Source organism: Acidovorax sp. ACV02, from assembly GCF_014851475.1.
GTDB lineage: Bacteria > Pseudomonadota > Gammaproteobacteria > Burkholderiales > Burkholderiaceae_C > Acidovorax > Acidovorax delafieldii.
Window position 1 is genome coordinate 194,798 of sequence record NZ_JACUZU010000007.1, and the last position, 14,512, is coordinate 209,309.

General features: G+C 65.1%; 14 protein-coding genes. 4 read left to right on the forward strand and 10 right to left on the reverse strand.

Going from position 1 to position 14,512, the window contains the following annotated elements; translation table 11 throughout:
- Nucleotides 1-97 precede the first annotated feature (97 nt).
- Nucleotides 98-2,581 (forward strand): Lon protease family protein, encoded by a 2,484-nt coding sequence (locus IB236_RS17795; protein ID WP_192421640.1) that lies wholly within the window; start codon nt 98-100, stop codon nt 2,579-2,581.
- Nucleotides 2,582-2,726: 145 nt separating this feature from the next.
- Here the strand turns inward: IB236_RS17795 and IB236_RS17800 are convergent, their stop codons facing one another.
- The 5 genes from IB236_RS17800 to IB236_RS17820 all read right to left on the reverse strand — a co-directional run bounded on the left by IB236_RS17800 (nt 2,727) and on the right by IB236_RS17820 (nt 7,804).
- Entirely contained in the window at nt 2,727-4,328 is a 1,602-nt protein-coding gene (locus IB236_RS17800) for an ATP-dependent endonuclease (protein WP_192421641.1), read from the reverse strand.
- A gap of 209 nt (nt 4,329-4,537) precedes the next feature.
- Nucleotides 4,538-5,416 carry an alpha/beta fold hydrolase gene (locus IB236_RS17805; RefSeq protein ID WP_192421642.1) on the reverse strand — a complete coding sequence of 293 codons (879 nt, stop codon included), beginning with the start codon at nt 5,414-5,416 and terminating at the stop codon, nt 4,538-4,540.
- Nucleotides 5,417-5,487: 71 nt separating this feature from the next.
- On the reverse strand, nt 5,488-6,288 hold the full coding sequence (locus IB236_RS17810) for an alpha/beta fold hydrolase (protein ID WP_192421643.1): 801 nt from the start codon (nt 6,286-6,288) through the stop codon (nt 5,488-5,490).
- Between the two features lie 174 nt (nt 6,289-6,462).
- Nucleotides 6,463-6,888, reverse strand: coding sequence for a hypothetical protein (locus IB236_RS17815; protein ID WP_192421644.1), 426 nt, complete (start codon nt 6,886-6,888; stop codon nt 6,463-6,465).
- 217 nt (nt 6,889-7,105) lie between these two features.
- Entirely contained in the window at nt 7,106-7,804 is a 699-nt protein-coding gene (locus IB236_RS17820; protein ID WP_192421645.1) for a class I SAM-dependent methyltransferase, read from the reverse strand.
- A gap of 144 nt (nt 7,805-7,948) precedes the next feature.
- Here IB236_RS17820 and IB236_RS17825 point away from each other — a divergent pair, with 144 nt between their 5' ends.
- The 3 genes from IB236_RS17825 (at nt 7,949) to IB236_RS17835 (ending at nt 9,488) form a co-directional block, all read left to right on the forward strand.
- Nucleotides 7,949-8,830, forward strand: coding sequence for a LysR family transcriptional regulator (locus IB236_RS17825; protein WP_192421646.1), 882 nt, complete (start codon nt 7,949-7,951; stop codon nt 8,828-8,830).
- Nucleotides 8,831-8,943: 113 nt separating this feature from the next.
- Complete coding sequence (locus IB236_RS17830) at nt 8,944-9,192, forward strand: DUF2805 domain-containing protein (RefSeq protein ID WP_056747101.1); 249 nt, start codon at nt 8,944-8,946, stop codon at nt 9,190-9,192.
- Nucleotides 9,193-9,320: 128 nt separating this feature from the next.
- Entirely contained in the window at nt 9,321-9,488 is a 168-nt protein-coding gene (locus IB236_RS17835) for a hypothetical protein (protein ID WP_156379521.1), read from the forward strand.
- A 43-nt stretch (nt 9,489-9,531) separates the two neighbouring features.
- Here IB236_RS17835 and IB236_RS17840 read toward each other — a convergent pair whose 3' ends face one another.
- The 5 genes from IB236_RS17840 to IB236_RS24620 all read right to left on the reverse strand — a co-directional run bounded on the left by IB236_RS17840 (nt 9,532) and on the right by IB236_RS24620 (nt 14,510).
- Nucleotides 9,532-10,557, reverse strand: coding sequence for a phosphotransferase enzyme family protein (locus tag IB236_RS17840; RefSeq protein ID WP_192421647.1), 1,026 nt, complete (start codon nt 10,555-10,557; stop codon nt 9,532-9,534).
- Nucleotides 10,558-10,691: 134 nt separating this feature from the next.
- On the reverse strand, nt 10,692-11,429 hold the full coding sequence (locus tag IB236_RS17845) for an SDR family NAD(P)-dependent oxidoreductase (protein ID WP_192421648.1): 738 nt from the start codon (nt 11,427-11,429) through the stop codon (nt 10,692-10,694).
- Nucleotides 11,430-11,476: 47 nt separating this feature from the next.
- On the reverse strand, nt 11,477-13,027 hold the full coding sequence (locus tag IB236_RS17850) for a cryptochrome/photolyase family protein (RefSeq protein ID WP_192421649.1): 1,551 nt from the start codon (nt 13,025-13,027) through the stop codon (nt 11,477-11,479).
- Nucleotides 13,024-14,340: a DASH family cryptochrome gene (locus IB236_RS17855; protein ID WP_192421650.1), complete on the reverse strand. Its 1,317-nt coding sequence runs from the start codon at nt 14,338-14,340 to the stop codon at nt 13,024-13,026. The genes IB236_RS17850 and IB236_RS17855 overlap by 4 nt, the downstream gene beginning before the upstream one ends.
- Nucleotides 14,337-14,510, reverse strand: a complete 174-nt coding sequence (locus IB236_RS24620) for a DUF2256 domain-containing protein (protein WP_082565062.1) — start codon at nt 14,508-14,510, stop codon at nt 14,337-14,339. Before IB236_RS24620 ends, IB236_RS17855 begins: the two co-directional genes overlap by 4 nt.
- Nucleotides 14,511-14,512 lie beyond the last annotated feature (2 nt).

Genomic DNA, 14,512 nt, shown 5'->3' on the forward strand with positions numbered 1-14,512 from the left:
CTAGCGCATCTGCCCGTTTTGGCTCATATTTTGGTCGCCAGGTGCTGCACGGCTGCCTGCCACGCACTCCGCACCGCCCCCTCCTACACCCACATCAATGCCCGCATTTGCCCTTACCCCCTACCAGTTGCGTCTGACCATTGACCCCGCCACGCTGGGTTTTGCCAGCACCGCCGAGCTGCAAGACCTGCCCCTGCCCTGGATCGGGCAGGAGCGTGCCCAGGCCGCTGCGCAATTTGGTCTGGCGATGCAGCAGCCGGACTACCACCTGTTTGTGCTGGGCGAAGTGGGCAGCGGGCGGGCGTCGCTGCTGCGCCAGGCCATGCAGGCCGAGGCCGCGAAACGCGCGGTGCCGCCCGACCTGTGCTACCTGCACCACTTTGACCAGCCCGACCGCCCCCGCGCGCTGCGCCTGCCCGCAGGCGAGGGCCGCCTGCTGCGCCAGGGTCTGGCCGACATGGCACGCAGCCTGCAGGCCGACATCCCCAAGCGCCTGACCAGCCCCGACTTCAAGGCCGAGACCGAGCGCATCGAGAAGACCTGGCAAGCGCAAGAGAGCGAAGCCTTTGCAGCGCTGGACGCATTTGCCGAGGCCCGCCAGTTCCGCCTGAGCCGCGAGGCCGGGCACATGGTGTTCACCCTCACCGGCCCCAAGGGGCAGCCGCTGACCGAAGGCGAAGCGCGCGCCCTGCCCCGCGAGCGCCGTGCCGAGATCGACGCCGCCGAGCAGGAGCTGCGCGCCGAGATCGCCAAGTTCCTCGAAACCACACGCCCGCTGGAGCGCGCGCGCGACGACGCCCTGGCCGCCCTGCGCCGCCAGACCATCAAGCCGCTGGTGGAGCACGCGCTGCACGGCATCCGCCAGGGCCTGCGCAAGCAGATCAAGGACGCCGTCAAGCTCACGCAGTGGCTGGACCAGGTGGAACGCGCCGTGCTGGACCACATCGACCTGTTCGAGCCAGGTGACGCTGAACAAGGCCAGGACGCCGAAGACGACCGCAAGGACGCGCTGGACGACCTGCTGGCCCGCTGCCAGGTGAACGTGGTGGTGGACAACCACGGCCGCACCAGCGCCCCGGTGGTGGTGGAAGACAACCCCACGGCCCGCACCCTGTTCGGCAGCATCGAACACGGCGCCGACGCCGACACCGTGCAGGCCGACCACGCCAGCATTCACGCGGGCAGCCTGCTCAAGGCGCATGGCGGCTTCATCCTGCTGCACCTGCACGACCTGGCCGCCGAAGAAGGCCTGTGGCCGCGCCTGCGCCGCTTTCTGCGCTGCGGGCGTTTGCAGATCGAGGACGGCGGCGGTGGCGGCCCCGCCCATGCGCCAGGCGGCGCCGTGGCACTGCAGCCCGAGCCGGTGGACGTGGATGTGAAGATCGTGCTGATCGGATCGGTGGAGGAGTACTACGCCCTGCAAGAGGCCGACCCCGACGCCGCGCGGCGCTTTCGCGTCAAGGTGGACTTTTCAGACCGCTTCATCGCCACCCCCGGCACCCACCAGTCCTCGGCCATCCTGGTCGCGCATTGCTGCAAAAAGCGCGGCCTGCCCCACTTTGCCGCCGACGCCGTGGCCCTGCTGCTGGAGCAATCGCACCGCGAGGCCGACGACCAAGGCCGCCAAAGCGCGCGTTTTGCCCACACCGAAGCACTCGCCATCGAGAGCGCCGCCCTGTGCCAGGCCCGCGCAGGCACCCTGGTGCAAGCCGTCGACGTACAAGCCGCCCTGGCCGCCCGCACCCTGCGCCACAACCAGCCCGAAGAAGAACTGCACGAGTCCATCACCGAAGGTGAGCGCCTGATCACCCTGCAGGGCTCCATCACCGGCCAGATCAACGCCATGACGCAGATTGACCTGGGCGACTACCGGTTTGGCTTTCCGGTGCGCATCACCGCGCGCACCTTTGCCGGGCAAGAGGGCCTGCTCAACATCGAGCGCGAGGTCGATATGTCCGGCCCCATCCACGACAAGGGCGTGCTCATCCTGCACAGCTACCTCACCGCGTTGTTCAGCCATGTAGCGCCCTTGGCGCTCAATGCATCCATCGTGTTCGAGCAGGAATACAGCGGCGTGGAAGGCGACTCCGCCTCGTGCGCCGAGCTGTACGCGCTGCTGTCCAGCCTGTCAGGCCTGCCCCTGCGCCAGGGCATTGCGGTGACCGGCGCACTGAACCAGCATGGCGAAGTGCTGCCCGTGGGCGGCATCAACGAAAAGATCGAAGGCTGGTTCCGCGCCTGCGCAACGGCCGGGCTGGACGGCACCCACGGCGTGCTGATCCCTGCCCGCAACCAACGCCACCTGATGCTGGACCGCAGCGTGCTGGACGCGGTGGAGCGCGGGCTGTTCCACGTCTACACCATGGGGCATGTGAGCGAAGGCATTGCGCTGCTGACGGGCGAGGCATCGGGCATGAGCCCGGCGGAGTTGCTGCAGGCGCAGGCCGATGAGCTAGCCGGAGGCGCGGCCACGGTGGAGGACACGGTGATGCAGCGGGCGGAGCTGACGCTGCGGGCGTATCGGAAGGCTTGTCAGGTGGCGGGGGGCGCGCGAAGGGGGCGAGGGATGCGGGGGCGGTAGACGGTCTATTGACCCACGAGATTGAATGCTCAGGGTCCTGGCTGCTTCGCAGCGAAAGGGGTCTTCTGCACGCAATTCGTATCGAATGCGCCGTAGTACTGTTGCCGCATTCAAATGAGAACAATCGGGTACTCACAGGTCTTAGTCAAGCCTGATACGCCTTTTCCCAGCAGGCAGTCAGTGCAGCGAAAATCACGGGCATATCCTGCTCGAACTGATTTTGGGTTATCTCAGCGCCGATGGCCCTCGCGAGCTTTATTTTGTTCGTCAGATTGGGGTACTTGGCACGCACCTCCGCCGGGTAGTAGTCTTCCAGCCCTGTCGTCGGAAGCGTGTGAGCCCGGTTGTTGTCGCGAATGTCGGCGTTTTGTTCGAGGAAGGCAGTAAGCCGAGCCTGCTTGTCTCCACCCGTCGGAGCGTCGAACAGCAGAACTGCGCATCGACGATAGACGGGCGAGTCCTTCAGCGGCGCATAGCACTTCATCAACGCCGCAAGATACTGTGCCTGACGCTCGTCATCCCCATTCGCTGCCACGACATGAATCTTGGGCTTTTCGAGGTAGTACCTGGCGCAAACCGCTTCGATGAACAGAACCTCGCTCGGACCCTCAACGACCAAGAAGTTCGCAGGCAGCAAAAGGTCTGTCGGATTCCCGCCGAGGAGCTCGTAGACTGTTCGAACTCTTTCCTTCTTCGTCATTGGAGTCACCGAGGTCGCCCCATCCTCCTTCTCGACAACAAACTCGGCTTGCCCCGCGTGCGTGTCAGAAAGGAAGACTGACGAGTGGGTTGTGATGAAGACCTGGTCTACATCCTCAGTCAGGCTCGCCAATGCATTCTTGAGCTGACGCTGTGCTGCTGGATGCAGATGAAGCTCGGCCTCATCGATGAAAAATATGAACGCCTTCCCAAGAGCTTCGTGACGGCGCGCGTCGGCATGAGCCTTGATGATGGCCAGCATCAGCGCTCGCTGCATTCCATCACCCTTCTCTTCTGCGAGCGTGGTCACGCCATCGTCAACGGTCGTCGTGTAGCCTTTCAAAAAATCCTCGAAAGGCGGAATCTCCACGTTGAACTCAACGGCAGCGCAATCGGGAAATTGCAGCTTCAAATGGCCAGCGACACGCTCGCTAGTCTGCTGCAGCAGCCTCCGTACATTTGAATCTGGAGACTCAAATAGCTCTGCGAACTTCTGTTTGAAATCCACGTATCTGGGATCCTGCTCGAGCGCTTCAGACACGACGCTGCTGAGCATCTGACCAATGGGTGTTGTAGCCTTGAAGGCTGACACCTCCTTGAGGTTCTTATCGGTTAGGACGAACTCGAAGCGAGGGATGCAGTTGTTAAACGCGCTGTCGACGCCAACCGGCTGCTTTTGCCACTTCCCTTCCTTTGCGTTGTAGACATAGCGTGCCTTGGAATCGACGCTAGTACGACGAACGCTTAAGACATCGTCTTCGCCAACGATGTTTCTCAGCTTCTGCTGATTGTCCTTGTTCGAGATTTGCTCAAGTCCGGTTTGAACGCCAGAGAACTCAATCTCGACGACCATTTCCTCGCCTTCAGACGCTCCCGCATATCGAAGATCTGCCAGGTCGCCCTTTCCGGAATAGAACCATTCGATAGCTTCGAACAGGTTCGATTTGCCGTGGTTGTTCCGGCCGACGAGGATGTTGAATCCGCCAGGCTCAAAGGCCACGTCTCGCAACGAACGAAAGTTCTTGATGATCAGCTTAGAAATTTTCATATTTCCTCCCTTGCGACGGCTATATCCAAGTCGGCCAGAAGCAAAGCAAACGTGAAGATGGTGGTCGGCTAACTGTCTGGAGCTGGCACGCCTGCGATCGGCTCTGCAGCGATTGCAGTCATCTGCATGTGGATGTCGAATTCCTGTTATCAGCCCAGAACAGGCATTGAATAGGCCACCACCACAGCATTGAGCACCGACTCCACTACCTACACACGCGCCTTCAGCCAAGCCACAACATTCCCCGTCACCTCATCCCGATTCGTCTCGTTCAAGATCTCATGCCGCGCCGCCGGGTACAGCCTGACCGTGACATCGGTCACACCGGCATCCCGATACCGCTGCCCCAGTTGCTCCAACAAGACCCCGCCTGCGGCCAGCGGGTCTGCGTCCCCGGATGCGATGAGGATGGGCAGGTCGCTGCGGATGCGTGCGAGCTGCACGGGGTCCGCCAAGCGGGGCGCGGGGGCAAAGAGTGAGGGGATCACGTCGGGTGGCACATCCCAGCCGCACCACGGGTCGGCCACGTAGGCATCGACTTCGGCAGCATCGCGCGACAGCCATTCGTAGCCGGTGCGGTGCTCAAAGCCTGCGTTGAATGCCGCGAGCCCAGCGGGCGCATCGGCGGGGGCGTTGGCCATGGCGGCGGCCAACAGGTCAAGGGCGGTGGAGCCCGACAGGATGACGCCGGACCAGGTGGATGAATGGTCCAGGATGGCCGCCTGCGCAGCGAACGAGCCCATGGAGTGGCCGAACAAAAAGAGCGGGAGCTGCTGCGGCCCATGCTGCGCGCGCAGCAGTGCGCCGAACTGCGCCACGTCGGCAATGAGGCCGTTGAAACCAGCGCTGCCAAAGTCACCCAGCTTGCCACCTGCCGTGCGCCCGTGGCCGCGATGGTCCACGGCGTGGACGATGAAGCCTGCGGCGTTCAGGGCCCGCGCAAAGCGGTCGTAGCGCTCGCCATGCTCGGCAAGGCCGTGGGAGATTTGAACGACGCCCACCGGTTGGCCCGGGGTTTGGGCCCAGGTGTAGGTGGTGACCTGGGTGCCATCTGCGTTGGACTGGAAGGAGGAGGTGGTGGTGCTCATCGTGTCATTCTGGCACGGGGTTTGGCTGCCAAGCCACGATGAAATTGCCACAGGCGTGGCCGCCTCCGCCTTCAGCGAAGCGCGCGGGCCGCCTGCAATGCTGCGCGAATCGCGCTGACCACCGCCTCGGGCTTCTCCAGCGGAATGCCGTGCCCGCTGTCCACCCACACCTGGGTGGAGCCGGGGTAGAGGTGTGCGAAGTCGGCGCGCTTTTGGCGCACGTCTTCGGCCAGCGCAGATGAAGCCCCAGGGGTTTGCAGTGCGCTGAGCACAAACACGGGCACCGATGGGTCCACCGGCAGGCTGGCAACGCGCTGCCCGGTGGCGTCCAGCGCTGCCAGCTCTTGTTTGACCACGTGAGAGGTGCCCAGGCGGAAAGCCACTTTCAGCCATGTCGGCCACAGGTCGGGGTTGCCAGCCCCCCGCATCTGCTCGGGGTGGGTGGAGTCCACCAACACCAGTGCCGCCACCTCGGCGGGGTATTGGCGCGCATACAGCTGCATGTACAGGCCGCCCAGCGAGTGGCCGACCAGCACATAGGGAGGCGGTAGCTGGCGGGCCCTGAGCAATGCCCGCAGCTCTTGCACCACCTGCGCCCCATCGCGCGGCTGGGGGGACGCGTCGCTGCGGCCATAGCCCGCGCGGTTGTAGGCCAGCGCGCGGGTTTCTGCCACGGTGTCGGGCCAAACCTTGGACCACCAGTCCAGCCGGGCGCCCAGCCCGTTCTCAAACACCACCACGGGGGTGCCCTGCCCCGCCTGCACGTACTCCACCGTGCGCCCGTCCACCGTGTCGGTGGTGGCGCCGGGCAAGCTGGCGCAACCGCTCAAGCAGACTGCCAGCAGCAAGCTGGCCCAGTGCCATCGGTTCATGGTCCCAAATCCTTTGCATACAGGTTCATGGCCCGCAGGCCAAAGCAGCGCGGTGCCATTGAGAGCGGCTAACAGAACTCAGCGAAGCGGTTCTGGCCAGGCGCTGTGTCGCAGGCAGTACGAGCAGTACGACAAGACACAGCAACGACGCCAGAAGAGTTTTGTGAGCAGCTCTTAGCAGCGGCCCGCCGTGCGCAGCAGAGCATTGCATTCCTTGGGCGCAGCGCGGCCCTGTGGCTGAGCGGCCGCTGCCGGTGCCTGGGCGCCACCATTACCCGCGCCGCCCACCATGGCGGTGCAGACGGCGTCGGAATGGGGTGTCTGGCCGAAGCTCATGGCCTTCTGAAAGCCCGTTGCGCCGTACAGGTAGCACCGGTAGCTGGCGCCGTCACGGGTGTTGACGGTGTAGTTGATGCGGCCACCGGTTTCCTCCTGCCGGTCGGTGATGGTGAACTGGCCTGCCGTGCGGCCAATGGCTTGCCCCGTGCGCTGCTCCAGGCCCGCCTGGTCGAGGGTGGACGCGCAGCCGGTGAGGAATGCCACGGCTGCGACGAGGCCAGCGGCGGAGGTGAGAGACAGGGGGTGGTTGCGATGGTTCATGGTGTGAGTGGCAGTGATGGGGGGTTGTGGGTGAGCGGGCGAAGCCGTGTGGGCAAAGAGGTGTGTGATGACGGCAGGGCCGCAGCAAATCGAATATCTGGGGACCCTTCTGCGGCGCGTGGAATGAAAGCAGGGGACCGGCAGCGCATGCGTGGGCAAGGCTCCGCCCGGCGGCCTTGCAAAGTCGCCAGGCTGTGCTGAAGTGGATGGGTAAAACTCAGCCCGGTTTGCGGGCCACGATGAAGGCGCGGATGTCCTTGCCGCGCGTGCCATGCCGCTCGGTGCAGACGATTTGCAGGCCCTGCTGCACCATGGCTGAGCGGAGCCGCTGTTCGTCAAAGGACAACACCGGAGGGGCCTTGCCGATGGCGCGCATCAGGGGCACGGCCAGGTAGGGGATCAGCGGGTTCATCTCTGCGATGCAGGCGGTCTTGGAGATCAGCAGTCCACCCGGGCGCAGCACCTTTGCCAGCTGCCTGAGCGCGTCGTCCAGATCGCTCATCAGGTGCAGCACGTTGAAGGCCAGCACTGCGTCGTACACCTCGGGCCCTGGGGCCATGGCCTCTGCGTCGGCCACGGCGAAGCGTAAGGCTGCTGACGGTTGCGCGGCCAGCCGTTGGTGGGCGATGGCGATCATCTGCGACGACACATCGGTGGCCAGCAGGCTGCGGGTGAATGGCGCCAGGCGCAGCGCCGTGCTGCCGGTGCCGCAGCCAATCTCCAGCACGTCATGCTGGGGCGACAGCAGGCCCTGCACGCGCTGCAAGGTAGCCTCGTACCCTGCCAGGTCGGCAATGGGGTCGGCGGCGTACTTGGGTGCAATGCGGTCCCAGAAGCGCGCTTTGGCTGACGCAGCCGGCGGGGTGGCGGCGGAGGGCAATGCGCGGGATACGGGAGCAATGGCAGAAGACGACATGGTGTGCAGACCGGGTGAAGTGCTGAAGCGGCGAGGTAAAGAGGCAGTTTGTGGAGGCAAGTGCAATGAGCAACACCCAGATGCTATCCATGCATTGAAGCTCAGGAAACTGCGGTAAATTGCAGTGAACATATACGTTTACGCATGGATAACCTCGACTGGAACCAACTGAAGGCTTTTTTGCAAACGGCGCAGACCGGCTCGCTGTCGGCCGCCGCACGCAAGCTGGGCCTGACCCAGCCCACGCTGAGCCGGCAGGTGGCGGCCATTGAGCAGCAGATGGGCGTGACCCTCTTCGAGCGCGTGGGCAAATCCATGGTGCTCACGCCCACGGGGCTGGACCTGCTGGAACATGCCCGCGCCATGGGCACTGCTGCAGAGGCCCTGGGCCTGGCTGCCAGCGGGCGGTCGCAGGCGGTGGGGGGCGTGGTGTCGGTGTCAGCCACCGATGTAGTAGCCACGCACTTGCTGCCCCCCATCCTGCAACGCCTGCGGGCACAGGAGCCAGGCATTGCCGTGGAAGTCATCGCCTCCAACGCGCTGAGCGACCTGCTGCGCCGCGAGGCCGACATTGCCATCCGCCACGTTCAGCCCGAGCAGCCCGAGCTGATCGCGCGCCTGGTGCGCGAGGCCCGCGCTTGCTTTTACGCGTCGGAGAGCTGGGTGCAGGCCCACGGCCACCCGCGCAGCGCGGAGGACGCTATGAATGCGGAGTTTGTGGGGTCAGACCGCAACGGCCAGTACCTTGCGTATCTGCGTCAGTACGGTTTGAGCCTGAGCGAAGACAACTTCACCTGCTACGCCGACCACACCGCAGCCCACTGGGCGCTGGTGCGCCAGGGCATGGGCATTGGCGCCATGATGGACGAGATCGCCCGCGAAACGCCGGGCATCGTCCGCGTGCTGGACGAAGTGGCGCCAGTGCGTTTTCCCGTCTGGCTGGTGTCGCACCGAGAGCTACGTACATCACGGCGGATTCGGGTGGTGTTTGAGGCGTTGGCCGAGGGGCTGGCGTTAGATCGCTGAACGCCCGCGCCAAGGGGTCGTGGAGGGCTTGCATGGCAAGGGTGAAAGGGCCACCGCAGCGCAAGGTGAAAGCATGCGCACTACCCTCGCGTCACCACCTGAACACACTGACCATGACCACACCGCGCGCCGCCGACTTGCCGAGCACCCACCCGAGCGCGCCGCTGGACGCCGCCACCGTGGGCGAGATCATCCAGATGGCGCTGAGCGACCACGTGAGCTTTGCGCAGATCCGCGCCGTCCACGGCCTGCACCATGATCAAGTCAAGGTGCTGATGCGCACGCACCTGGCGCCGGGCAGCTACAGGGCGTGGCGCAAGCGGGTGAGGGAGTTTGGGGAGCGCCGGGAGAACTACAAGTAGGCGGTGGGCAAGCGCCGCTCAGCACCCGTTCAGCACCGGTTCAGCCTGGTACCGGCAACATGGCGGCAAGGGTCAAGGCGGCATCTGACCCCGACCCTTCTCCACCTTTAGCCGCAGCAGGAACCACCATGAACACTGACCTCAAGAACTTTGTGCTCCCCATCGCCCGGGCCGTGTCCGCTACGCTGTTTTTTGTGTTCAGCGTGGCCTTTCTCTCGGTCCCTTACAGCCTGGAGCAAGACCCCAGCGATGCGCAGCAACTGACGCACCCAGTGGCCCCACGCCACATGACCTGAGCATGGGTGCCTGCGCAACGCATCAGGGCTCAGTGCAGGCCCATCAAGCGGGCAAATCCAGGCGGGCCCAGGCGGCCATCACATCCGGCTGCTTCTTGATCCAGTCGGCAGACATCATGTTGGCGCCCCAGTGGTGGATACGCGCCACGCCCTCCCCCATGTTCCACAGGTGCCTCAATTGCACGAAGAGCGGCAGGGCGGCGAGGTCAGCATCGGTGACATGGCCGCCGCCTGCGCGGTAGCCAGCCAGGTACTGCTGCCAGCGCTTGAGCAAGGCTTCGTCGGGCTCCATGGGGGCCTTGCGGGGCAGGTTCGACCACAGCCACACACACAGGTCATAAGCCAGGAACCCCGGCCCGGCGTCGTCAAAGTCGAAGAAGGCGGCCCGGCGCACTCCCTCGGCATCGGTGTACACATGGTTGTTGAAGCCATGGGTGTCGCCGTGGCACATCACACGGGACAAGGTGCTTTCAACATCCGCCAGCTCACCCAGAAGGCGGTGGATCAGTTCGCGGTAGGCATCCAGCACGGTGGGGGCCAGCTCGGGGTGGGCGGCAAGGTACTCCAGCGTGCGGCCCGCCAGATGGTGGCCGTCCAGCACGTAGAGGCTTGCGGGGCCGGTGTAGCTTTGCGCGGCGCTGTGAATCTGGGCCAGCGTGGCGCCGGTCAGGTGCAGGTCTTCGGGGGTATCGGGCACAGCGCCTTCGCAGTGGCGGAACAGGACCAGCACACGAAGGCCCTCGGGGAACGGCAAGGTCACGCTGGTCGCGCCGTTCGCAGCCAACACCGGAGAGGCCACACCCACGCCCTGCGCCTCCAGGTGAGCCAACAACGCCAGCTCAAAATCCACGTTGAACGGACCGCGCGGTCGGATGGCGCAGAGCCTTGCCACGTAGCGGCTGCCGTCCGCTGTTCGCACAGCGTAGTTGTCATTGAGGTTGCGGCGGATCAGGTAGCACTGCTGCACGGGCAGGCCGTAGTGGCGTTCTACCCACTGCGTCACGGACGCGGCTGAGGCCGTGGTGTGGGAGGCAAACAGGATCGTGTCGGGCGATGGGGTGGAATGCATGCGGCATTCTGCATGCAAGCCATACGGCGGTCGCGCACGGACAGTGGCACATGGCGCGCCTTGGAGCAAATGGCCTGCCAGCGCTTACTGCTGGTACGCAAGCAGTATCAAAACCATAGCACCGCGCGCCACGCTTACCAGGCGAGTGGCGCGCCACTGTAGGCGTAGAAGCTGCCCGTCTCCTCGGGCGCGAGTCCATCCAGCACCCGCAGCATGTCGCCCGCCGCATCCGCCGCCGGACGGCCTATTTCTGCGCCATTGAAAGGGGCCGACAAGGCCGAGTTGACGGTGCCCGGGTGCAGCGCCACCAGCACGGCCTGCGGGTGGGTGCGGGCCACTTCGATGGACGCCGTTTTGACCAGCATGTTGAGCGCGGCCTTGCTGGCGCGGTAGCTGTACCAGCCGCCCAGGCGGTTGTCGCCAATGCTGCCCACCTTGGCCGAGAGCACCGCCAGCAGGCCTCGCTCCTGCTTGGGCAGCAGCGGTGCAAAGTGGGCCAGCACCAGCGCGGGGCCGAAAGTGTTGGTGCGGAAGGTGGCTTCCATCTGCGCGTAATTCAACTGGCCCAGGCGCTTTTCAGGCATGCCGTGGGGACCATGCAGCATGCCAGCGGCGTGGATGATGCAGTGCCACGGCCCCTGGGCCTTGAGCTGCTGGGCGGCGGCGGCGATGGTAGCTTCGTCGTCCAAATCGACCGCCGGATGGGTGTGGCGGCCCAGTCCCACGGCCAAGGCGCAGCGCGGATCGGCCTGCAGGTGGGCGAGGAAGGCACTGCCGATGGCGCCAGTGGAGCCGATGACCAGGGCGCGGTAGCCATCAGGCAGCGACTGCAAAGAAGTGAACGGCGTTGCGGCGGGTTGTATTTGAGACATGGCGCGGTCCTGCGGTGAGGGTGTCGTGGGGTGGTTCGGCAAATGGGCTACAGCGCATCCAGCCGCGTGCGCAGGCTGGCTGCATGCTCGCGCAGCGCATCGAGCTGCGGGCCCTGCATCTTCTGCAACTGGCGGAACACCATGCCGAGGCGGAAGTTGTTGCCCAGCGTGCCTTCATTGCGCGCAAAAAAGTCCCAATACAGCGCGTTGTACGGGCAGGCGCGCTCACCCACTTTTTGCTTCTTGTCGTAGTGGCATCCGCTGCAGTAGTCGCTCATGCGGTCGATGTAGGCAGCGCTGCTCACATAGGGTTTGGTGGCCAACAGGCCGCCGTCGGCAAACTGGCTCATGCCCACGGTGTTGGGCACTTCTACCCATTCAAAGGCGTCGATATACACACCCAGGTACCAGCGGTGCACGGCAGCGGGGTCGAGCCCCGCCAGCAGTGCAAAATTGCCGATGACCATGAGGCGCTGGATGTGGTGGGCATACGCATGCTCCAGCGACTGGCCCACGGCGTGCTGCATGCAGCGCATGCGGGTGTTGCCCGTCCAGAACCACTCTGGCAGCGGCGTGCTGTGGCCCAGGGCGTTGCGCTCGTCGTACCCGGGCATGTGGGCCCAGTAGATGCCGCGCACATATTCGCGCCAGCCAAGGATCTGGCGGACAAAGCCCTCCACTGCAGGCAGAGGCGCAGCGCCTGCGTGGTAGGCGACCTGGGCGCGTTGCATCACCTCGTGCGGGCGCAGCATTTTGGTGTTGAGGGCGAAGGACAGCAGGGAGTGAAAGAGCCTGCTGCTCTTTGTGCTCATGGCGTCTTCATACGCGCCAAAGTGCGGCAGCGTGGTGGTGATGAAGTGCTCCAGCCACGCCAGTGCCTCGGCCCTGTTGAGGGGCCAGCGCAGTGCATGGGCCTGCGGGTTGCCAAAGCTTTGCACGCCTGCGGCCTGGATGGTGGCCCACAGGGCGCTGTGGTCGTGCGTGGGCCGGGCATCGGGCGGCAGCGCGGGTGTGCCGGGCCAGGGCTTGCGGTTGTCGTGGTCGTAGTTCCACTGGCCGCCTTCGGGCTCACCAGCCTCGTCGATCAGCACGCTGTGGCGCTGGCGCATGCGGCGGTAGAAGTGCTCCATGAGCCACTGTTTGCGACCTTGGAACACCTCGGCCATTTCGGTGCGGGTGGTGTAGAAGTGCTCGCTGCTGACGGCCTGCACGGCAAAGGCTTGCTCTGCGCCCCAGGTACGCAGTTGCTCGTCCAGCCGCCATTCGTCGGGGTGCTGGTATTGCAGCGTGTGCGCACCGTAGTGGGCCATGAGGGCGGCCAGGTTGTCGGGCATCGACTGGCGGTTGCTGGCGTCATCAATCGCCACGTAGCGCACGCGGTGCCCGGCCTCGCGCAGGTGGCGGGCCAGGTCGCGCATGGCGGCAAAAATGGCGAGTATCTTTTGCGCGTGGTGCAGCACATAGTCGGTCTCTTGCCGCACTTCCATCAGCACGTAGACCACGCCCTCGTCCGGCGTGGCAAACCATGAATGCTCGGGGTTGAGCTGGTCACCCAGCAGCAGGCGCAGGGTGTGGGTGCGCGGTTGCGGGGTACTCATGCCGTGCCCCATAGGCGGCGGTAGCTGCCGTCGGCGTCGTGGTCTTGCGCCTGCTTGATGGGGTTGAAGCGCCGCCCCCCGCGCGGGTCGGTGCCGCGCCCCGCAATGTAGAGCCAGTTGGCCTGGTTGCTGTACACGTCGTAGTCCACCAGTTGCGATTCAAACCACGCCGCGCCCGCGCGCCAGTCGCCGCGCAGGTCGTAGATGAGGTAGCTGGCCACCACCTGGCGCAGGCGGTTGCTGAGGTAGCCAGTGGCGGCCAGCTCGCGCATGGCGGCATCGACCAGGGGCTGGCCCGTATTGCCCTGGCACCAGCGATCAAAACCGCGCAGGTTGTGTGGGGCGGGCGGCAGTTCTGACAGCCCGCGCGCCCGGTACAACGCTGCACCGTATTGCAGGTGCAGCAGCCGGAAGTAATCGCGCCACAGCAGCTCAAACCACAGCCAGTAGGTGCCATCGTTGGCGCCGTGGTCGCGCTCGAAATTTTTCAGATCGGCATAGATCTGGCGCGGCGAGAGTGCACCCGTTGCCAACCAGGGCGAGAACTTGCTGGAGTAATCCAGCCCCGTGAGCCCGTTGCGCGTGTCCTTGTAGCTGTGGGGCAACTTGCGGGCCAGGTACTGCGCCAGGTGGGCCAGTGCAGCGGCCTCGCTTCCATCACAGGCAGCGGTGCCGTAGGGGAAGGACGAGCGGGCATCGCTGCCCTGCGGCGGCACGGGTTGCAGGATGGCTGCGGTGCCCTGCTCTGCGCCCGCTCCCTGCAGCACGGAGGCAGGTACATCGGGTGGCGGGGGCAGTTTGGTCGGTAGCGGCAATGGTGCGGCGGGGGTAATGCCCGCGCGCTCTACCTTCTGGCGAAAGCTGGTGAACACGCCGGGCAACTGGTCCACTGGCCAGGGCATGCGCGCCGGGGGCAGCAAGCTGCTGTGCCACACGGTACGCACCTGCAAGCCAGCGGCGCGCAGTGCGGCCACCTCGGCCTGTTCGTAAGGGGCAGCAATGTCTTCGCACACCACGGTGGTGGCCCCTACGGCCTGGGCCAGTTGCTGCAAGGCGGTGGCAGGCGGGGCCTGGCAGACGAGCAGTGGGTTGCCCAATGCAAGCATCTGCCCTTGCAGACCGCGCAGCGCTGCCGCGGTAAAGGCGCGGCGGTGCGCGCCCACGCGGGCAAAGCCCCAGGGCGTGGTTTCATCGTCTGCAGGCAGGCACACCACGGGCAGCAGGTGGGTGGCGCCGCTGGCAAGTGCCGCTTGCAACGCCGGCTGGTCGTGCAGACGCAGGTCGTTGCGAAACCAGAACAGCACGGTGCTCATGCGACGCCCTCCCCTGCGGCCTTGTCGGTGCGTTTGCGTTCGCTGCGGCAGCGGTCGGAGCAGTACTTCACCTCGTCCCACACCTTCTCCCACTTCTTGCGCCAGGTGAAGGGTAGGCCGCAGTGTTGGCAGGTCTTTTGCGGCAGGTCGGTTTTTTTGCGCATGCGCATGG